This is a genomic window from Pseudomonas sp. BF-B-26 (assembly GCF_019956495.1).
GTDB lineage: Bacteria > Pseudomonadota > Gammaproteobacteria > Pseudomonadales > Pseudomonadaceae > Aquipseudomonas.
On sequence record NZ_JAHBDP010000054.1, the window covers coordinates 59,255 to 77,914 of the forward strand.

Sequence of the window (18,660 nt, forward strand, 5' to 3'; positions counted from 1 at the left end):
CGACCGGGTTATTTATCGTCGATCCTGGTTGACGATGGTGGCCGACGCTCAGGGGCCTCTTCCGCATTGGGTGGTTCTGGAATACTGCCTGGCCTGAACACGTGAGTCAGCAAGTCTCTGGCATCGACATCGACGACCCCCTGAACCGAACGGGTCAGAGCAACAGCCTGCTCACACTGTTTATGGGTGTTGACGCGACCGCTCAATGCCACCGTGCCCCCATGGGTTTTGACATGGATTTGCAGGCCAAGGCTGGGTTCGGCCATTGCCAGGGCTGACTTCACCCTGGCGGTAATCCACGTGTCGTGAACGCCCCTTTCCAGATCATGAGAGTATTGTTGGAAGGAATGAAGTTTCATGATGTAACCCTCTCTCCGTCATCAGATGCACTGCCCGTCCATTGGCTGTGCAGCCTTGATGCTCAGGCGAGCGTTATGGACATCTGATTCGTTTTGGAGTGCTCGCCACGCCCCTACGGACGCACATTAAGTATAGTGCGGCTGTTGACCGGGGTCGTGGTGCTGGATCAGCGTTTGACCGACAGATCCGTCTGGGTCATGCGACTGCGGATCGTGAACACCCCATCTCCCGAGAGAATCGCGCTGCGAGCAAACAGGCGACCGCTCTCCCAGTTCGAAAGCCCCAGTTCCGGCTTGTTCAGCGCGTACTGTCCGTCGACCCAGCGGGTAATCCCGTTACCGACAAAAGGTGCGTTGACGGCGCTGTAGAAGCGTTCCTGAGCCGCGGCATCTTCACTGATCAGCGACACGGTGAACTGCGGGCTGTAGCGATTGAACAACGCGATGGCGCTGTCCAGGTCATCGACAATCTTCAGGCTGACTTCCGGGGTTTCTTCCCATTCCCACTCGCGGCCCAACTGATCCTCGGGCAGCGGTTCGGCCAACGCTTCGGTTTGATAGCCTTCGGCGCGGTACACCTCAACGCTGGCGGTCTGCCAATCGGCCGGCAAATAAGGCTCGCTACCCTCGACGATGTGCAATTTGCAGCCCTGCCCGCGTGCGGTGCCGGCCTGTTGCAACGCGTCGAGGAACAGCGGCAGCAGTTCTGCGACACGGTCACGGTGAATCAGGCAGACGTTCATCGTGTTGCAGACTTTGCGATCCAAGGAGTTGCGCACTACAGCGGCAAAGCGCTGGGCATCGGCGTCTTGGTCGGCGATCAGCCAGGCACCCCCGGTGCCGTGCAGGCTGACGGCGGTGCCGGCCTGTTGGGCGATGCTGCCCAATTGACTGACGGCGCGACCCGAACCACGGGCCACCGCCAGCGACAGGCGCCGGTCGGCGAACATCGCCCAGCCGGCGGCGTGATTGACGCTTTCCACCAGCGACACCGCGCCGGTCGGCAACCCGGCATCGCTCAGTGCCGGATTCAGTGCATGGGCGACGATGGCTTGCGCCGTGCCCAGCGCATCGCTGCCAATGCGCAGCACCGCCGTGTTACCCGTGCGCAACACACCGGCGGCGTCGGCAAAGACGTTTGGCCGGCCTTCGAAGACGAACGCGACGATGCCCAGGGGCGAGACCACTTGCTCGACTTTCCAGCCGTCATGCTCGATGCAACTGACCACTTTGCCGCGCGTGGCGGACGCATCGCGCCAGGCCCTGAGGCCGGCGATCATGTCGCGTCGCATGCGTTCATCCGCCAGAAGCCGCGTGGTGGAGCGTCCGCGGCTCTTGGCCCGCTCGATGTCGGCCAGGTTGGCGGCTTCGATCAAGGCCCAGCAGTCAGGGTTTTCCAGGCGTTGGGCGAAGCGATCGAAGAACTCGCTGATGGCTTGATCGGAGACCGCGGACATTGCGCTGAAGGCCGCATCGGCACGCTCGATTGCAATGGCCGCCGCTTGTTGGTCAGCCACCGGGATCAGCAACAATTCGCCGCTGACCTGCTCCACCAGCAAATGGTCCCCGGGCTGAAAACGCGCGGCCAATTCGGGGCTGACCACAGTGACGCGGTTACCAGCGAAAGGGATCGGCGTGCCAGCGACTAGACGTTCGAGCGCAAGAGACATGAAGCGGTTTCACCATGCAGGGGGCGGCCGGAAAATGTATAGGAAAATCCCTGGAGCGTCATTAACCGCACGCCTGACCGGTGATCGAAAACCCGGCGGCCCTGCACCCGGCCCTCCTACGCGGAAAGAGATACATCAGCGTTTCCTGTTTTCCAGGGTGGCCGTCATGAGCCGCGGTACCGTGCCTAGAACACCGACCAGCCAATTCGCTGACTCAGCAACTCCAGCGCGGCCATGCCCGCGAGGGAGTTGCCGGCGGTGTTCAACTCCGGCGACCAGACGCACACCGTGAATTGCCCCGGCACCACCGCGACAATCCCCCCGCCCACGCCGCTCTTGCCGGGCAAACCGACGCGATAGGCAAAGTTGCCGGCTTCATCGTAGAGGCCGCTGGTGGCCATGATCGAGTTGACTTGCTGGGTCTGGCGGGCGGTGAGGATCTGTTGGCCGCTGTGCTTGCAGAAGCCGTCATTGGCCAGAAAACAGAACGCCCGCGCCAGATCCACGCAGCTCATGCGTAGCGCGCAATGGCTGAAGTAACTGCGCAGCACCGCTTCGACGTCGTTGTGGAAATTGCCGAACGACTGCATCAGATAAGCCATCGCAGCGTTGCGCGCGCGGTGCTGGTATTCGGACTCGGCCACCTTGCCATCCACCATGACTTGCGGGTTACCGGACAGTCGACGGACAAAATCGCGCATCGACAGTGCCGGCGCGGCAAAGCGTGACTGATTGATGTCGCAGATCACCAGCGCACCGGCGTTGATGAAGGGATTGCGCGGGCGCCCGCGCTCGAATTCCAGTTGCACCAGCGAATTGAACGGTTGGCCGGAAGGCTCGTGACCCAAGCGCTGCCAGATGGCTTCGCCGGAGTGCTCGATGGCCTGCACCAGGCTGAACACCTTGGAAATACTCTGCACCGAGAACAGCGTATGGGCATCGCCGGCGCAATACAGTTCGCCGTCATTGCCGTACACCGCGATGCCCAACTGATCGGCCGGCACCGTACCGAGGGCGGGAATGTAGTCAGCCACCTTGCCCTGGCCGATCAGGGGACGAACTGCGTCAAGGATCTCGTTCAACAGCGCTTGCATGCCGGGTTCCGAAGTCTCGCCCCATGGGATTGCGGGGACACAGACGCTAGACGCCAGCGGTCGAGGCCGGATCACAGTTTTCCGTGGCATTGGATAAACCCAATCTCCAATACCCCACTGATCCCCTGTGGGAGCGGGCTTGCTCGCGAAGGCGGTGTGTCAGCCAACATCACTTTTAAATGACACACCGCTATCGCGAGCAAGCCCGCTCCCACAAGAGATCAGTGGGTTACGTATCACAGTGTGTACAACGCCCCTCCCGACACACCCTGCCCCTAAAACCCCACGCCAAAGACACATCGCAGATACACCTGCTTGATGAACTGTGCCTGTCGATTGGCCACGCCGATCAAAGCGCTCAACTCACTCAATGCTACGGAGTATCACCATGTTCAAGCTCTCGACCTCTTCCTTGACCCTCGGCCTGATCATCGCTGGCGGCCTGGCCCTGTCCAACGTGGCTTCTGCCTCTGAGTCCGAGGCGTTCAGCATGAAACAACTGGCCCACGGCTACAGCCAGGTCCAGGCCGACTCGGCAGAAAAACCGGCGGAAGGTAAATGTGGCGAAGGCAAGTGCGGCGCCAGCGAGTAACCCTTTGCATGGGGCACCGCTGTGCCCCTCCTCCCTGACTGAACGGAGATCAAGCCCATGACCACCTCACTCTCATCGGCCGTGAAAGGCCTGCACCTGAACCTCGACCGTGCCGGTAGCTGGATTGCGCCGCTGACCCTGCGGGTGTTCCTCGCGTGGGAGTTCTTCGAATCAGGCCTGGAAAAATTCAATGGCGAAAACTGGTTCGCCGATATTCAGGACAGCTTCCCGTTCCCCTTCAACCACGTGCCGGCCACGCTGAACTGGGAACTGTCGATGTGGGCCGAACTGATCTGCGCCCTGGCCATACTGGTCGGCCTGGGGACACGGATCTCGGCAATCATTTTGATCGTGGTCACGGTCGTCGCGACTGCCGCCGTTCACTGGCCGGCCGATTGGTCTACATTGAGTGAGCTTGCTCAGGGTTACGCCATCAGCAACAAGGGGCACGGCAACTTCAAACTGCCGCTGATCTACCTCGCGGCCTTTATGCCGCTGTTGCTCTCGGGTGCCGGCAAGCTCAGCCTCGATGCGCTGCTGGCTCGAGTCTTCTGGCGTCGCGATAACCGCTGAAGGGTATTTGCAGTGGACGGTTTCGCCGAATGATGGAAACGTATGCAGGCGATGCCAAGCTTCAACACCACACACCCCAAGTATCCTTCACCCCACTCACTTGTGTAGACAGGAGCCACCATGAGCGTGACCACCCAATGGATCGAAATTGACAGCGCCGACGGTAAATTCGGCGCTTACCTGGCGATTCCGCACACCCGTAAAGGCCCGGGGATCGTGTTGATCCAGGAAATTTTCGGCGTGAATGAACACATCCGCTCGGTCGCCGAACAATACGCTGCCGACGGTTACCTGGTGATTGCACCGGACCTGTTCTGGCGCAGCGGCCACCGTATCGAACTGGGTTACGACGAGGCCGGCTGGAAACGCGCCGTCGAGTTGATGAACGCCACCGATGTTGGCAAGGCACAGGCCGACATCGAACTGGCCATCGACGCCTTGAAAGCCCAGCCGGGTCTGGACGGCGGGATCGCTTCGATTGGTTACTGCTTCGGTGGTCTGCTCTCGTACCACACCGCCGCCAATGGGCTGGTGGACGTGGCCATCGCCTATTACGGCGGCGGCATCCAGAATCATCTGGACCGCGCCGATGAAATCGAAGTGCCGCTGCTGATGCACTTCGGTGAACAGGATAGCCACATCCCACTGGAAGCCGTGGAGAAAATCGCCGAGCGCTTCGATACCAACGATAACGTGGAAATTGTCGTGTACCCAGAAGCCGAACATGGCTTCAACTGCTCGCATCGCGACAGCTACAACCAACGCGCAGCGGCTGAAGCCCATGGCAATACACTGATCTTTTTGGGTCAGGAACTGTAAGGCCAGACGAGTAAAAGGGGACTTCCATCGATCCGGTGGAAGTCCCCTTTTTTTGGTGTCTGTGATGGCCCCATCGCGGGCAAGCCATGCTCCTACAGGGAAATGCATTCCAATGTAGGAGCATGGCTTGCCGCGATGGCGTCGACACGGTCTCAGCCGCTCAACGACTGGTTTCTTCTACCACCTCGTTCACCATCAACTTCGGATGAGCACTGCGTTCATGCACATGGCTCGTCGGTGTGCGATCTATCAGCAGGCTCAACAGTTCCGGACGGCTGTAGTGACCGCGCGAATCCATCATGCGTTTGCGCCTATCGATCAGGCTCATGTCGAGGTCGACGATCACCTCGCCTTCACCTTCGGTCAGCGAGCCCAGCACCACGCCGTCCGGGCTGATGATCGCGGTAAAGCAGCCACCGGAAATCGGGCCGATGGGGCAACCGGTGTCGGCCATGATTTGCGCCTGTTGTTCAGGGTTCAGCCAAGCGGTGGAGTTGACCACGAAGCAGGCCGCCTCCAATGCATGCTGGCGGATGCTGACTTCCATTTGTGAAGCGAACAAAGGCCCAGCAAACGATCCTGGATACATCGCCGCATGGATCTGTTCGCCATCGGCCATCAAGGCATAACGGGCCAGCGGGTTGAAATGTTCCCAGCACGCCAATTGGCCGATGCGCCCTACTGCGCTGTCGGTGGCACGCAGGCCTGAGCCGTCGCCCATGCCCCAGATCATGCGTTCGTGATAGGTCGGGGAAATCTTGCGCCGACGCTGAATCAGGGTGCCGTCGGCATCGAACAACAACTGCGTGTTGTACAGCGTACCGCCGTCACGTTCGTTGACGCCGATTGAAACCACCATGCCGGCCTGTCTGGCGGCGGCGGCGCCGATAGCCTCGGTGGCAGCCGAAGGGACAGTGACGGCCTGATCCAGCAGTTTGAGGTGTTCGGCCGCCATTTCGAAAGGCGACTGAACGAACGAGAAGTACGGGTAATAAGGCACGATGGTTTCCGGGAACACGGCGAACTGCACGCCCTGCTCGCCGAGCTCGAGAATTTTCTGCACCACTTTGTCGACGGTGCCTTCACGGCTATAAAGAACGGGGCTGATTTGTACGGCGGCGGCTTTTACGAGGGTCATGGCGGTGATCTCATTGAGGGAATGGACTACTTCGAGATCAAAATTACGCCAATAATATTTAGACCGAAATGTCGAATACACCACCTTTTAGGACATCATGAAAATCTGCTGCGACGATTGATGAGTAACCTGTGGCGAGGGAGCTTGCTCCCGCTGGACTGCGCAGCAGTCCCCTTCTTTTTTGGGGTAAGGGGGTCGCTTCGCGACCCAGCGGGAGCAAGCTCCCTCGCCACAGGTTCGGTGTCACGTTTGACTGACTGGCATCATCCGCGATTGGCGCGTTGAATGACCTGCGGTGGCTGCCCAAAAGCGCGGATAAACGCCCGACGCATCCGCTCCCGATCGCCAAAACCGGTATCGGTCGCCACCACGTCGATGGGGTGCCGACCGGTTTCCATCATCAGACGCGCCGCCTCCACCCGCAGGTTTTCGATGGCCTTGGCCGGTGATTGCCCGGTTTCGGCATGGAACACACGGCTGAATTGCCGAGGGCTGAGGTTGGCGGCGCTGGCCAGTTCCTCGACTGACAGCGCGGACTTCAGGTTCTGTTTGGCATAGGTCAACGCGGCCTGGATGCGGTCGGTCTTGGGCTCCAGTTCGAGCATCACCGAAAACTGCGACTGCCCTCCCGCGCGCCGGTGGTACACCACCAATTGCCGGGCTACCCGCCGCGCCACTTCCGCGCCCAGATCCTTTTCCACCAGCGCCAACGCCAGATCGACACAAGCGCTCATGCCCGCAGCCGTCCAGATGTTGCCGTCGTTGATGAAGATCCGGTCTTCCTCGACCTTCACCTTCGGGTACGCCTTCTGCAGCGCCGGTGCATGGCACCAGTGCGTGGTCGCCCGTCGACCATCCAACAAACCGGCCTCGGCCAGCGCAATGGCGCCGCTGCAGATCGAGCCCAGACGCCGGGTGGTCCGGCTGGCGTTGCGCAAAAACGCCACCATGCCCGGCGATACTGGACGGATCAGGTTGTCGCCCATCACCAACAGCGTATCGAACGAGCGCTGGTCGAACGCCGTGGTTTCCACGCCAAACCCGGCGGAGGTCTGCACCGTACCGCCGTGCTCGGACAGCAAGGCAATGTCGTACGCCGGTTCGGCGGTGGCCATGTTGGCCAACTCGAACGTGGCGCACATGGCCAGGCCCAACACCTGAAACCCGGGGTAAACGATGAGTCCGATGGCGTGCATGGCAGTTGGCTCTTCTGACCTTAAAAGTGGTATGCCTGATTTAACAGCCACTGACGTTGCATCGCAAGATGATCGTCATTGCACGCTTTAGGGTACTGACGCTGACCGGTATCGGCGGCTCGGCCAATCTCGATGGGTTGAACGATGCGAGTTCTAGCAGCAACGGGTATTGCATTTGCCACGGCCGAAACGGGCCTCCTGACGCTCGCGGAAAAACGCCGAATAGCTCATGACCGGTTCGCCGGGATGATTGAGCGCCATTTGCGCAACGTAGTTATCGTAATCGGGTACGCCAACCATTAAACGCGCGCTCTGGCTGAAGAACTTCGCGACATGCTGCAGTTTGCGGTACATGGCAATTCTCTCTGTGCGTGTGGGATTGGCCCATGAAAGCGCACTGATGTATCTGCACTGTGTCAGCACCGGGGCCATTTGTATTTTCAAGTATCAACAGCGGTGACGCTCAACGCCCGGCTCGTTCTCACGCTAGGCTGAAGAGTAACGACATCGTGAAAGGAGGCGTTCGAGATGCAACTCATCACGTTGAAAATCGACAAACCGGAAGCGACCAACTTCATTTTCGGTCAGACCCACTTCATCAAGTCCGTCGAGGACATCCACGAAGCGATGGTCAATGCCGTGCCAGGTATCCGCTTTGGCGTGGCCTTTTGCGAAGCTTCCGGCAACTGCCTGGTGCGCTGGTCCGGCACCGATGCCGCCATGATCGACCTGGCCCGGAGCAATGCCCAAGCCATCGGCGCAGGCCATAGCTTCATCATTTTTCTCGCCGATGGCTTCTATCCCGTAAACGTGTTGAACGCCGTCAAAATGGTTCCAGAGGTGTGCCGCATCTTTTGTGCAACGGCCAACCCGACTGAAGTGATTCTGGCCGAGACGGACCAAGGGCGAGCCATTCTGGGCGTGGTGGATGGCTTCTGTGCCCGTGGCATTGAAGGCGAGGAAGACATCCTGTGGCGCAAGAACCTGTTGCGGCAGATCGGCTACAAACTTTGAGCAAAGCAGGCGCTGAGCATCACGTTCAGCGCCTCACACCTCACGCCTGAGAGGCTTTTTGGCGGCCTGGCAGCACGCGAGCGCCCAACGCCGAAGGAGCAGCGATAACCTCTGCGGGCTTCTCACCTTCGACCTCACCATTCAACGCCTTGTGCATTTTCACGGTGTCCAGCGCCCCGACCCATTTGGCAATGGCCATTGTCCCGACGCCATTGCCGATGGTGTTAGTGATCGCACGCGCTTCCGACATGAACCGGTCCACGCCCAACAGCAGCACCATGCCCGCCACCGGAATGGTGCCAAGGGACGATAAGGTCGCCGCCAGAATGATGAATCCCGAGCCGGTGACCCCGGCAGAGCCCTTGGAGGTAAACATCAGCACGGCCAGGACGATCAACTGATCCGTCAGGGTCAGCGGCGTGTTCGTGGCCTGCGCGATGAAGATCGCGGCGATGGTGTAGTAGATCGCCTGTCCGTCCGGGTTGAAGGTCAGGCCCGAAGGAATGATCAGGCCGGCGACAGGCTTGGAAACACCAGCCTTTTCCATCTTGGAAATCATCTGCGGCAGCACCGACTCCGAAGAGCTGGTGCCGAGGACGGTGAACAGTTCTTCCTTGATGAATTTCAAAAACTTCCACAGGCTGAATCCGCTGTAACGGCAGATCGGGCCCAGTACAAAAATCACGAACACCGCACAGGTCAGGTAGACACAGGCCATCAGCTTGCCGAGTGAGAACAGCGAGCCAAAGCCGTATTTGCCGATGGTGAAGGCAATCGCCCCGAAGGCGCCGATGGGTGCCAGACGCATGACCATGTTGACGATGCGAAACATGCCCTGCATCAGGCTGTCCAGCGTGTCGACGAACGCCTTGGCACGAGGCCCGACATGCGCCAGGGCAATGCCCAGCAGAATGGAGAACAGCAATATTTGCAGCACATTGCCCTTGGCGAAGGCATCCACGATGGTGTCGGGGATGATGTTCATCACAAAGTCCATGAACGACGCATGCTTCACGGCGCTGGTGTAGGTGGCCAGGCTGGACGTATCCAGCGAGGCGACATCGATGTTCATGCCGGCACCGGGTTTGAACACGTCGACCACCACCAGGCCGACGACCAGTGCCAGGGTGGACACCACTTCGAAATAGATCAGCGCCCGAAAGCCGACGCGACCCAGCTCTTTCATGTTCTCCATGCGCGCAATGCCCGTGACCACCGTCAGGAAGATCACCGGGGCGAGAAGCATTTTGATCAGTTTGATAAACGCGTCGCCCAAGGGTTTGAGCGCCGTTGCGGTTTCGGGCACAAATACCCCGACGATGGCGCCGAGGATCACGGCGATGAGCACTTGTACGTAAAGTTTGCCGAATATTCTTTTCATGACAGGGCCCTGATTTTTTATTGTTGTCAGGAAATGCCAAGGGGCTCTGATCGGTGATCAGCCCCTTGGCGTTGTGCCGCCGCTTGAATCAGCGTTTGATCAACTCGATGACCGCATCCGTGATCTGGCGGGTGGTGGCCGTGCCGCCCAGATCCGGGGTGTGCAGACCGCTCTCGGTCACCGCCTCGATAGCCGACATCAGGTGCTTCGCCGCGCCTGCTTCGCCCAGGTGTTCGAGCATCATCGCCGCCGTCCAGAACGTTGCGATTGGGTTAGCCACGCCTTTGCCGGTGATGTCGAAGGCCGAGCCGTGGATCGGCTCGAACATCGAGGGGAATTTGCGCGAGGGGTTCAGATTGGCAGTCGGCGCGATGCCCAGACTGCCGGACAACGCGGCGGCCAGATCGGACAGGATGTCGGCGTGCAGGTTGGTGGCGACGATCACGTCCAGCGTCGACGGTTTGAGCACCATGCGCGTGGTCACGGCGTCGACCAGTTCCTTGTCGATTTTGACGTCCGGGAAATCCTTGGCGACTTCATAGAAGATCTCGTCCCACAGCACCATGCCGTGACGCTGGGCGTTGGATTTGGTGACCATGGTCAGGTGTTTGCGTGGACGGCTTTGCGCCAGTTCGAAGGCAAAACGGTGAATGCGCTCGACCCCGGCCCGAGTGAACACCGACACTTCGGTGGCGACTTCTTCAGGCAGGCCCCGGTGGACACGCCCCCCGTTGCCGGAGTACTCGCCCTCGGAGTTTTCACGCACCACCACCCAGTCGATTTGATCGCCATTGAGCAGCGGGCTTTTAACCCCTGGCAGCACGCGAGCCGGGCGCACATTGGCGTATTGGTCGAAGCCCTGGCAGATCGGCAGGCGCAGACCCCACAGCGAAATGTGATCCGGCACCTTGAGCGCACCGACCGCGCCGAAGAAAATGGCGTCGAAGGTTTTCAGCTCTTCCAGGCCACCTTCAGGAATGTAGTAACCGTTTTTCAGGTAGTTATCCGAATTCCAGTCGAAGTGTTTGAAATCCAGTTCGAAGCCGGATTTCTTCGACAAGGCTTGCAGCACCTCGACGCCCGCAGCGATCACTTCTACACCGATACCATCACCTGGAACTGCAGCAATTTTGTAGGTGCTCATCTATTAACTCCACTCTCGTCACGTTCTTGTTGTGCCTGTCGAACGGGGGTGTTCAATCAGGGTGTGAGCGGAGTATATGTAGTGAACAAATGAGCGTGAGTTACTCCAAATCACTACATAGATGAATTTGAGTTACCAATGAGCCAAACCCTGGATTTGTCTTTTTTCTACCTGCTGGCCAACAAAGGCAGCCTGGCGGCGACGGCTCGCGAGTTGGGCGTCACCCCGCCGGCCGTGAGCAAACGCCTGACCGCGCTGGAAGCACGGCTGGGCATACGTCTGGTCAACCGCACCACCCGCTCGATGAGCCTGACCTCGGAAGGTGAACTGTATTTTTCCCATGCTGCGCGCATCCTCACGCAGATCGATGAGGTCGAGCAGTTGATCAGCAGCAGCCGGGCGACACCTAAAGGCTTGATCCGCGTCAATGCTTCGCTGGGGTTCGGTCGGCGCTACATCGGCCCGGCTCTGGGTGCGTTCTTCGCGCAGTACCCGGAGGTGGAAATACAGCTGGAAATCAGCGACCACCCGCTCGACCTGACGACTCACGGGTTTGACCTGGGTATACGTTTCGGCACGCTGCCGGACGCCGCTTTCCATGCCCGTAAAATTGCGTCCAATCGCCGTCTGTTATGCGCCTCGCCCCTGTACCTGGAACAGCATGGCGTGCCCCAACGCCTGGCGGATTTACAGCAACACAACTGCATCTTCCTTCGCCAAAACGAAACGCCCTACGGCGTGTGGAGTTTCACCAACGGCGGGCGCACGCAAAACATCAAAGTGCGCGGCGCGTTAGGCTGCAACGACGGTGAAGTGGCCCTGAACTGGGCGCTGGAAGGTTACGGCATTCTGCTGCGGGCCGAATGGGACATCGCCCGTTACGTGCGCAGCGGCCGCTTGCGCCTGGTGCTGGAAGATCAGACCCCCACCCGCGCCGATGTCTACGCCGTGTATCCACAACAATTGCACCTGTCGGCGCGGGTGCGCAGCTTGATTGATTTCCTGGTCGAGCGCTTCAAGCACATCGATCACCTGGAAGAACCGGAATCCACGCGCGAATGAACAGGGTTGGTGGGCGACTGCTTTGGGCCAACAGGTGCCACTCAAACACATCACCTGATCGGCTGTTTTCTAGGACGAAGCGGTCACCGATGTTCCGCAGCCAACATTGACCTGAACTGAGAAATGATTTCCGAAGATAGCCCGGCACCTTCGAACACTGCGCAAGTGAAGCTAACGGGTGCAGGGCCTGGAGCAGTGATGATGCGGTCTGCAACCACAGCTACCGGACTGTTTCGATAGAGCGTGCCCCCTTCATAACCTACGGCATTCTGTTTTAAGAAATCAGCGCTGTTTGAAGTATGAGGAACCGTGTCGAGTCCCAGTCCGCAAAACCGGGTGTCAGTACCAATCCCACGCGTGCCATCAGTCAGAATCCTTTATGAGTGCCAATAACAAGTGGCGACAACAAATATACATCAGGGGCTGGAATTTCAAGTCCTAGGAAAGCCGGACCGATTTGCCGAGAGCTATCCTTCGTGAAGAGCAATAAAGGCTCTAGAAACTACTGAGGGCGAAACAGGTGAGCATTACTGTCGATGATGGTTTGGATGATTTCCACCGAGCCATTAATGGCGAATTGCGCGCCCATGCATACCAGCAGGAAACCCATCAGCCGTGATATGGCATCAATGCCTGACTGTCCCATTATTCTCATGATTATTCCTGAGCCAAGCAGGCATACCCAAAGGATAAGAGCGGTAAACAGGAAAATTAACGGCGGGGCTGTTAATAAGACCCAGGCAGGAAATAACGTACTGTGTTTGATAGTGGCGGCGGAACTGATGATCATCGCAATGGTGCCAGGCCCGGCCGTACTGGGCATGGCCAGGGGAATGAAGGCAAAGTTCGGTTGTTCGCTTGCACCGCTGCTGGAAGCAGAGGGCTGAAGAGGCGGCGGAAACAGCATCTTCAAGCCCATGATGATGAGAATTCCTCCCCCGGCCATACGCAAGCCCGGTATAGAGATGTTAAATGCATCCATAACAAACGCGCCTACGTAGTAAGTCAACGTCATGATCAGAAAGACATAGAACGACGTCAGAAAAGCCTGTGTCTTTTTTTCCTTGTGACTCAGCCCCTTGCTCAAGGCGAGAAACAGCGCCACTGTCGTGGGAGGGTTAGTCAATGGCAGCAGCGCCAGCAACCCAAGGCCGATTGCATTGAACAGATCTGTCATGTCGAACTCAAGTCCTGTTGTTCGAGGCCACGTTTGTCGGCGAGCGTTGTTAGCGTGAAGTTTTGACCTTCAGGACTTCGGTATAAATGGCGTCAACCGTCTGCCCCACCTGGAGCTTCTTCATCCGTTCCTGAAGCTTCGGGTCTTCGACTTTCAGGACCGTTGCTTTTCCCTCCGGCGGAAGCAAAGTCACCTCATGCTGTTGCAAGTCAATGCGAATGATCTTGGACGTAACCTTGACCTGGCGAACCGCTTCACCTCCGGGATTGGGATTGTCCTTGGTGGCACGGATGGACATGGATTCCTTAGTGACGCCCGGTGCACCGCCAACCTCGGTATCAAGCCTATAAGCCACTGAACGAATCACATGAATATCGACCGTGTCGCCGACTTTCAAATTGTGCAGGTTCTTGGCCTGGTCGGTGAGCTGGATAGGCACTGGACTTTTGTCGCGACCTTCGATGGTGACTTGGTAGTTAGCGGGATCAACGGCCAATACACGGGAAACAATGTGCCCCTCCATCGTACTGCTTCCCAACGGTATATCGGCGGCATGTGCGGTCAGGCAGGCAGTCGAGAGAAGTGAAGCGAGGGCAATGGCGCAGGCAACGGAACGGATTGGTCTCATGGGGGAGCTCTTCCATAGAGTGTTTACATTACGAATCCTGCATACGGCTTTCTGGGGTGACTTGCCGTAGCCGATGGAATCGCATTGACCTCGGTAGCAATCACCAAAATCCAGTCAGCTCAGTTTAGCGTTCATTTGTGTATTGCAAATCTGCAAACCTAATGGCCTCCCTTCGGACCGAAGTCGGCGGATTGAAACGGCAGAGCCCGCATTACGAAGCCGCCCTTGGGCCTGGACGTAATGTGCGGGTGTCGTCTTCCGACACATAAGCTTGCAGTGTGTCGGGATAGACGGTGGTGCTGGAGCCAAAGCAGCTCGCCCCCCAGCACCTACGGCCCGGCTCGCCCGGAACGGCGGCCCAGGATTACTTCAGTTTCGCCAGCATGGCCACGGCGACTGCCTTGGCCGACTGTGGGTTCTGGCCGGAAATGACTTCGCGGTCTTCGATCACGTTCTCGCTCCATGGCTTGGCTTCGGAGAAGTTAGCACCGGCTGCTGTCAGGCCATCCTGTGGGAACAGTTTCATATGGCCACCGCCGAGGAAACCCTTGGCCTGCTCCTCTTCCGCGTCGGTGAAGGCGGTGACTTTGTAGCCCTTGTATATCCAATTGGCCGGCGCTGCCGGCTGTTTGCCCGATTCCAGCGCGGAGACAAAAACGCGCGCATCCGGGATCGTCGACAACATGGCTATGGTGCCATGGCAGGTGAAGCCGGTGACCTTGCCTTTTTCATGGAAGTTGGTCAGCAGTTGGCCCAGTTGCTTGTCCTTCAGCAGATCCTGCATCGGGATATGGCCGCCAGGCACGAATACGGCATCGAACTTGTCGTAGCCGATTTTCTGAACCTGCGCGAAGCTGATTGCCGGCGATCCGCTCTTCGAGGTCAGCTTCAGCGTGGCCAGTAGCGCGAGACTTTCCTGACGGGCCTTTTCATCGCCACCCCAGAAGCTCACATCATTGGATTTCTGGTCCGCGGTTGGCGCCTTGCCGCTAGGGGTGGCAAATACGACGGTTTGACCCGCCGCGATGAAGGTCTGCACCGGTTGCATTAATTCGTTCAGGAAGAAACCTGTTTGCATGACCTTGCCGTCTTTCAGGTCCAGTTGAGCCTGATCCGACAGTACAACCAATACCGTGCCGGCGTTGGCAAAGTTAGCGGCGCCGGCTAGCAGGGCGGCAAAAATGGCTTTTTTCACGCGATTCTCCAGTAGGAATGGTTTGACGGAGCCATCTTATTACTAGAGCAGGCAGCGATAGAGCCCCTTAACAGACTTTCACTTATTACATTGGGTAATCAATATTTGGGGGGGTGCCGTCACTGAAGCGGATTTGTCTTGCGCCTTCCCTACCTGCTCCGCCGGCCCAGCCAACGGATAACCATCCGCATCAACGATCACCGAGCCTTGCACCCAACCGTCTTCTTTTGAGAAAAATAATCCGTCCCTTTTCTAACAGTACCGAGGTCTTTCAAGCGGGCATAAACGTCATGTTCAATCATGAAATCCCCTCAAACAGGACGCACCAACGCCCGGTTCTACCGGGCGTTGGCCAAGTTGAGAAGCCGCAGGTTCAGCCGGGCATTGATTCACGGCTGAAAGCGTCCAGCTCCCGCACCAGGCTCTGCGCTGCCAACATCACCAGTTCACGACCTTTTTCTGGCGTCGCCAGCGCCGGGTCCGAGCCCATGCGGCCATCGGGATGGCGTGCGCGGAAGTCCATCGCTTCGCGGATCGGGCCCCAAGGGGCGATCTGCGGCGAGTATTCAGCCGATTTGATCGAATCCGGATAGGCCCATTGTGTGACCGCAATCTCGGACGGCGTGGCGTGCACGCCGTGCCCCGTAGGGAACTGCTCGCGCGCAAGCTCCCCTACTCCCTCAAGGTCCCACCAATTGCACAACTTCAGCGCGAACCCTGCTGGGCGTCGAGCGAAGCTGGCTTCGGCGTAGAGCTCAGAGAACGCCGCCTCGATCGATGCAACGTTGCCACCGTGGCCATTGAGGAAGAGGATTTTTTCAAACCCGTGAGCGGCCAGCGAACGCACCCAATCTCCGATCGCCGCAATAAAGGTCGACGGACGCAGCGAGATGGTTCCAGGGAACCCAAGATGGTGCTGGGCCATGCCGATATTGAAGGTCGGTGCAATCAGGATGTCTGCGTTTTTTTGCGCTTCACCGGCGATGATTTCCGGGCACATCCAGTCGGTCCCCAGAAGACCGGTTGGACCGTGTTGTTCGTTCGAACCGATAGGGATCACGATGGTGCGGCTGCGTTGAAGAAATTGACCGATCTCGGCCCAGGTCGACAGGTGTAAAAGCATTTGAGTTCTCACTTTTAAAGGGTTCCTTGCGGAACATGACAAAGGACGCGGGTGGCAACAGATCAACCCGCACTGTATTCCGGAATCGCGCCGTCACGGGTTTTCGGCTTGGTCGACAGGATCACCAACGCTGCGCACAAAAATACGCACCCCACGATAACGATGCCAAGATTTGCGCTGCCGGTTGCGGTTTTTGCCCAGCCGATCATGGCCGGCCCCCAGAAGCCGCCGGAAAGACCGATGGTATTAATCAAGGCAATGCCGCCCGCCGCCGCCTCGCCCTTGATGTGTTCAGAGGGCATCGCCCACAAGACGGTGTAGGCCATAAACATCATGGCGGTTGCCAGGGTCAGCAGGGCCAGCGCGGCCATCAGGTTGCCGTCGGCAAAGGGGTACACCAGCAGCAGGCTCGCGCCGATCCCCGCAGGCACTGCACAGTGATAGCGTCTTTCACCGACACGGTCCGACCGGCGCCCTATCCAGTACATGCCGCAAGCGGCGGCGACATAGGGAATCGCGGCGTACCAACCCAGTTGCATGGTGTCGTTGACGCCCTGGGCCTTGAGGATTGCCGGCAGCCAGAAACTCATGGCGTAGATCGAGAAGATGATGCAGAAATAGGCGCTGGCGAGAATGTAGATTTTCGGGTCGCGCAACACCGCACGGAACGAATGGACGCGCCCGGTCGATTCACCCAGCTCACTGGCCAGCAAGGCCTTTTCTTCATGGCTCAGCCAGCGCGCCTCAGCGGGTCGATTGGAAAGGATGAAGAAGGTCAGCACACCAAGGAAGACACACGGCAAGCCTTCAATCAAGAACATCCACTGCCAGCCGGCCAGACCGCCAACGCCTTCGAACGTGGTGATCAACCACGCAGACAGTGGGCCGCCTACAATGCCGCCAATGGGGCCGGCGATAAACACGATCGCAATGGCCCGCGCCATACGTTTCGGACCGTACCAGCAGGACAGGTAATAAATCATGCCCGGTGCAAAACCGGCTTCGAACACCCCCAGCAGAAAGCGCATGGCGTAAAACATCGGCACGTTGCGCACGAACAACATGCAGGCCGAGGTGATGCCCCAACACACCAGAATACGGCTGAAGGTTTTCCGTGCGCCGACCTTCGGCAGCATCAGGTTGCTCGGCAATTCGAACAACACATACCCCAGAAAGAAAATACCGGCGCCCGCGCCATAGGCCGCATCGGAAAGCCCAAGGTCATTTTGCATCTGCAGTTTGGCAAAGCCGACGTTGATCCGGTCCAGATACGCAAATACATAACAGATGAACAGGAGTGGCAGCAGCCGCCAGTTGAGCTTGCGGTAAAGGGCTGAAATGGCATCACTTCGTGCCGGCGTCTGAAGAATTGACATGCGAATCTCCCGTTATTCTTGTTGGTCTGCGTTCGTCCTCAAGAATGTTGCACCGGCACCTCAGGACCAGCAAGAGCAACTAAGTTCGTGTAGTGTTGCTCTACAGGCAACGCTACATCTCTGGAGAGAGTTCCCGGCATGCGCGAAATCAATCAACAACGGCTGCGGTATTTTCATGAGGTGCTGACGCACGGATCCATTCGTGGCGCGGCCGACAGCATCAATACGTCGCCCTCGGTCATCACACGCCAGATCAAGCTGCTAGAAGAGGAAATCGGCGCAAAACTGTTCGAGCGCCAGGCACGTGGTGTTCAGCCCACCGAGGCCGCGGCGCACCTGCTGGAGTTCTGGCGCGGCTATCGATCGCACCAGGAGAAACTCGAAGATCAGTTGCAAGCGATCAAGGGCCTGCAGCAAGGCCATGTGCGCGTCGTCATCAGCGAGGGCTATGTCGATGCGTTGGTCGACAACGTGCTCGCGCCGTTCTGCAAGCAGTACCCCAAACTTGATGTGCGGCTGGACATCCTGCCCGTCGACGACGTCCTCAACGAAGTCGCCGAAAACCGTGCGCACATCGGCCTTGCGTACAATCCGCCGCCGCATCCGCACATCGACTATCGCGCGACGTTTTCGCAACCGGTGATGCTGTTGGTTCGCCCGGATCACCCATTGGCATTGCGAGGCGCGGCGGCAACCGTCGAGGATATCCTCGCCTGCCAACTGGTCCTGACGCCCACGACATTCGGTATCGGTCATGCGATCAAGATGCTCGAGTATGCCGAGAAAATCGAGATCCGCCCGGTACTCGTCAGCAACTCCCTCGCGGCGCTCAAGCGCATGGTGGAGGACGGCGGTTTTGCTTCGTTGCTCGGCGAATTCGCGGCCTATCGGGAAATCGCCAACGGCAGCCTGGCGGCGGTAACGATCGACCATCCGTTGTTTCTTGGGGTTGAAGCAAAACTGTTGGTGAAATCCGGTCGACCGTTGGCCGCCCCTGCTCAAGAGCTGCTGAACTGGATGTTGCAGCGCTTGCCGATGTTTGCGTCTGGTACAGGAGTGTCGAGTGCCTGACCTGAGCCCCACTTGAGGCTCAGTCCATCACCGAAGGAACGGGATGGA

Annotated in this window: 19 protein-coding genes and 1 pseudogene; 6 read left to right on the forward strand and 14 right to left on the reverse strand. The window is 58.5% G+C overall.

From position 1 onward, the window contains the following. Nucleotides 1–8: 8 nt before the first annotated feature. The 3 genes from KGB03_RS05025 to glsB all read right to left on the reverse strand — a co-directional run bounded on the left by KGB03_RS05025 (nucleotide 9) and on the right by glsB (nucleotide 3,123). Nucleotides 9–359: a BON domain-containing protein gene (locus KGB03_RS05025; protein WP_111452520.1), complete on the reverse strand. Its 351-nt coding sequence runs from the start codon at nucleotides 357–359 to the stop codon at nucleotides 9–11. A 167-nt stretch (nucleotides 360–526) separates the two neighbouring features. Continuing rightward, a complete protein-coding gene (locus KGB03_RS05030) occupies nucleotides 527–2,029 on the reverse strand; it encodes an aldehyde dehydrogenase family protein (RefSeq protein ID WP_223526491.1) in 1,503 nt (500 codons plus the stop codon). A gap of 185 nt (nucleotides 2,030–2,214) precedes the next feature. Next, on the reverse strand, nucleotides 2,215–3,123 hold the full coding sequence (gene glsB / locus KGB03_RS05035) for a glutaminase B (protein ID WP_223526492.1): 909 nt from the start codon (nucleotides 3,121–3,123) through the stop codon (nucleotides 2,215–2,217). A 388-nt stretch (nucleotides 3,124–3,511) separates the two neighbouring features. Between glsB and KGB03_RS05040 the strand changes: the two genes are divergently transcribed. The 3 genes from KGB03_RS05040 to KGB03_RS05050 all read left to right on the forward strand — a co-directional run bounded on the left by KGB03_RS05040 (nucleotide 3,512) and on the right by KGB03_RS05050 (nucleotide 5,107). Beyond that, nucleotides 3,512–3,715: a hypothetical protein gene (locus tag KGB03_RS05040; RefSeq protein WP_008151484.1), complete on the forward strand. Its 204-nt coding sequence runs from the start codon at nucleotides 3,512–3,514 to the stop codon at nucleotides 3,713–3,715. A 57-nt stretch (nucleotides 3,716–3,772) separates the two neighbouring features. Continuing rightward, on the forward strand, nucleotides 3,773–4,288 hold the full coding sequence (locus KGB03_RS05045; protein ID WP_008151486.1) for a DoxX family protein: 516 nt from the start codon (nucleotides 3,773–3,775) through the stop codon (nucleotides 4,286–4,288). Nucleotides 4,289–4,408: 120 nt separating this feature from the next. Then, nucleotides 4,409–5,107, forward strand: a complete 699-nt coding sequence (locus tag KGB03_RS05050) for a dienelactone hydrolase family protein (RefSeq protein ID WP_218537802.1) — start codon at nucleotides 4,409–4,411, stop codon at nucleotides 5,105–5,107. A 160-nt stretch (nucleotides 5,108–5,267) separates the two neighbouring features. Here KGB03_RS05050 and KGB03_RS05055 read toward each other — a convergent pair whose 3' ends face one another. From KGB03_RS05055 to KGB03_RS05065, 3 genes are all read right to left on the reverse strand, one after another. Continuing rightward, on the reverse strand, nucleotides 5,268–6,245 hold the full coding sequence (locus KGB03_RS05055; protein ID WP_223526493.1) for a carbon-nitrogen hydrolase family protein: 978 nt from the start codon (nucleotides 6,243–6,245) through the stop codon (nucleotides 5,268–5,270). Nucleotides 6,246–6,508: 263 nt separating this feature from the next. Then, nucleotides 6,509–7,441 (reverse strand): GlxA family transcriptional regulator, encoded by a 933-nt coding sequence (locus tag KGB03_RS05060; RefSeq protein WP_218537800.1) that lies wholly within the window; start codon nucleotides 7,439–7,441, stop codon nucleotides 6,509–6,511. A gap of 153 nt (nucleotides 7,442–7,594) precedes the next feature. Then, nucleotides 7,595–7,795, reverse strand: a complete 201-nt coding sequence (locus KGB03_RS05065) for a YbdD/YjiX family protein (RefSeq protein WP_111452512.1) — start codon at nucleotides 7,793–7,795, stop codon at nucleotides 7,595–7,597. A gap of 174 nt (nucleotides 7,796–7,969) precedes the next feature. Between KGB03_RS05065 and KGB03_RS05070 the strand changes: the two genes are divergently transcribed. Further along, a complete protein-coding gene (locus KGB03_RS05070; protein ID WP_111452511.1) occupies nucleotides 7,970–8,455 on the forward strand; it encodes an adenosine-specific kinase in 486 nt (161 codons plus the stop codon). Nucleotides 8,456–8,495: 40 nt separating this feature from the next. On the opposite strand, the gene KGB03_RS05075 is transcribed toward KGB03_RS05070, so the two are convergent. Both KGB03_RS05075 and KGB03_RS05080 read right to left on the reverse strand, forming a co-directional pair. Beyond that, entirely contained in the window at nucleotides 8,496–9,836 is a 1,341-nt protein-coding gene (locus KGB03_RS05075; protein WP_223526494.1) for a dicarboxylate/amino acid:cation symporter, read from the reverse strand. A gap of 88 nt (nucleotides 9,837–9,924) precedes the next feature. Continuing rightward, nucleotides 9,925–10,980, reverse strand: a complete 1,056-nt coding sequence (locus tag KGB03_RS05080; RefSeq protein WP_223526495.1) for a tartrate dehydrogenase — start codon at nucleotides 10,978–10,980, stop codon at nucleotides 9,925–9,927. Between the two features lie 138 nt (nucleotides 10,981–11,118). On the opposite strand from KGB03_RS05080, the gene KGB03_RS05085 reads away from it, so the two are divergent. Next, a complete protein-coding gene (locus tag KGB03_RS05085; protein ID WP_192409583.1) occupies nucleotides 11,119–12,042 on the forward strand; it encodes a LysR family transcriptional regulator in 924 nt (307 codons plus the stop codon). A gap of 83 nt (nucleotides 12,043–12,125) precedes the next feature. On the opposite strand, the pseudogene KGB03_RS05090 reads toward KGB03_RS05085, so the two are convergent. The 6 genes and pseudogenes from KGB03_RS05090 to KGB03_RS05115 all read right to left on the reverse strand — a co-directional run. Continuing rightward, nucleotides 12,126–12,359 (reverse strand): annotated as a pseudogene (locus KGB03_RS05090) (glutamine amidotransferase); the annotation flags it as partial. Nucleotides 12,360–12,544: 185 nt separating this feature from the next. Then, nucleotides 12,545–13,219, reverse strand: coding sequence for a MarC family NAAT transporter (locus tag KGB03_RS05095; protein WP_192409587.1), 675 nt, complete (start codon nucleotides 13,217–13,219; stop codon nucleotides 12,545–12,547). Between the two features lie 49 nt (nucleotides 13,220–13,268). After that, nucleotides 13,269–13,847 (reverse strand): hypothetical protein, encoded by a 579-nt coding sequence (locus tag KGB03_RS05100; protein WP_192409588.1) that lies wholly within the window; start codon nucleotides 13,845–13,847, stop codon nucleotides 13,269–13,271. 364 nt (nucleotides 13,848–14,211) lie between these two features. After that, the gene (locus KGB03_RS05105; RefSeq protein WP_223526496.1) at nucleotides 14,212–15,042 is read right to left on the reverse strand and encodes a type 1 glutamine amidotransferase domain-containing protein; all 831 of its coding nucleotides are present in this window, start codon (nucleotides 15,040–15,042) and stop codon (nucleotides 14,212–14,214) included. Nucleotides 15,043–15,415: 373 nt separating this feature from the next. Continuing rightward, nucleotides 15,416–16,165, reverse strand: coding sequence for a creatininase family protein (locus KGB03_RS05110; RefSeq protein ID WP_074877481.1), 750 nt, complete (start codon nucleotides 16,163–16,165; stop codon nucleotides 15,416–15,418). Between the two features lie 62 nt (nucleotides 16,166–16,227). Continuing rightward, the gene (locus KGB03_RS05115) at nucleotides 16,228–17,541 is read right to left on the reverse strand and encodes an MFS transporter (RefSeq protein WP_111452505.1); all 1,314 of its coding nucleotides are present in this window, start codon (nucleotides 17,539–17,541) and stop codon (nucleotides 16,228–16,230) included. Nucleotides 17,542–17,679: 138 nt separating this feature from the next. Here KGB03_RS05115 and KGB03_RS05120 point away from each other — a divergent pair, with 138 nt between their 5' ends. Further along, nucleotides 17,680–18,612: a LysR family transcriptional regulator gene (locus KGB03_RS05120; protein WP_218537794.1), complete on the forward strand. Its 933-nt coding sequence runs from the start codon at nucleotides 17,680–17,682 to the stop codon at nucleotides 18,610–18,612. Nucleotides 18,613–18,660 lie beyond the last annotated feature (48 nt).

What these genes read in the sequence shown, in the direction of transcription:
- KGB03_RS05030 (WP_223526491.1), bottom strand. Translation starts at nt 2,029, where the DNA reads ATGTCTCTTGCGCTCGAACGTCTAGTCGCTGGCACGCCGATCCCTTTC.
- KGB03_RS05025 (WP_111452520.1), bottom strand. Translation starts at nt 359, where the DNA reads ATGAAACTTCATTCCTTCCAACAATACTCTCATGATCTGGAAAGGGGC.
- KGB03_RS05055 (WP_223526493.1), bottom strand. Translation starts at nt 6,245, where the DNA reads ATGACCCTCGTAAAAGCCGCCGCCGTACAAATCAGCCCCGTTCTTTAT.
- KGB03_RS05080 (WP_223526495.1), bottom strand. Translation starts at nt 10,980, where the DNA reads ATGAGCACCTACAAAATTGCTGCAGTTCCAGGTGATGGTATCGGTGTA.
- KGB03_RS05070 (WP_111452511.1), top strand. Translation starts at nt 7,970, where the DNA reads ATGCAACTCATCACGTTGAAAATCGACAAACCGGAAGCGACCAACTTC.
- KGB03_RS05045 (WP_008151486.1), top strand. Translation starts at nt 3,773, where the DNA reads ATGACCACCTCACTCTCATCGGCCGTGAAAGGCCTGCACCTGAACCTC.
- KGB03_RS05085 (WP_192409583.1), top strand. Translation starts at nt 11,119, where the DNA reads ATGAGCCAAACCCTGGATTTGTCTTTTTTCTACCTGCTGGCCAACAAA.
- KGB03_RS05065 (WP_111452512.1), bottom strand. Translation starts at nt 7,795, where the DNA reads ATGTACCGCAAACTGCAGCATGTCGCGAAGTTCTTCAGCCAGAGCGCG.
- KGB03_RS05040 (WP_008151484.1), top strand. Translation starts at nt 3,512, where the DNA reads ATGTTCAAGCTCTCGACCTCTTCCTTGACCCTCGGCCTGATCATCGCT.
- KGB03_RS05110 (WP_074877481.1), bottom strand. Translation starts at nt 16,165, where the DNA reads ATGCTTTTACACCTGTCGACCTGGGCCGAGATCGGTCAATTTCTTCAA.
- KGB03_RS05115 (WP_111452505.1), bottom strand. Translation starts at nt 17,541, where the DNA reads ATGTCAATTCTTCAGACGCCGGCACGAAGTGATGCCATTTCAGCCCTT.
- KGB03_RS05050 (WP_218537802.1), top strand. Translation starts at nt 4,409, where the DNA reads ATGAGCGTGACCACCCAATGGATCGAAATTGACAGCGCCGACGGTAAA.
- KGB03_RS05120 (WP_218537794.1), top strand. Translation starts at nt 17,680, where the DNA reads ATGCGCGAAATCAATCAACAACGGCTGCGGTATTTTCATGAGGTGCTG.
- KGB03_RS05060 (WP_218537800.1), bottom strand. Translation starts at nt 7,441, where the DNA reads ATGCACGCCATCGGACTCATCGTTTACCCCGGGTTTCAGGTGTTGGGC.
- KGB03_RS05075 (WP_223526494.1), bottom strand. Translation starts at nt 9,836, where the DNA reads ATGAAAAGAATATTCGGCAAACTTTACGTACAAGTGCTCATCGCCGTG.
- KGB03_RS05095 (WP_192409587.1), bottom strand. Translation starts at nt 13,219, where the DNA reads ATGACAGATCTGTTCAATGCAATCGGCCTTGGGTTGCTGGCGCTGCTG.
- KGB03_RS05100 (WP_192409588.1), bottom strand. Translation starts at nt 13,847, where the DNA reads ATGAGACCAATCCGTTCCGTTGCCTGCGCCATTGCCCTCGCTTCACTT.
- glsB (WP_223526492.1), bottom strand. Translation starts at nt 3,123, where the DNA reads ATGCAAGCGCTGTTGAACGAGATCCTTGACGCAGTTCGTCCCCTGATC.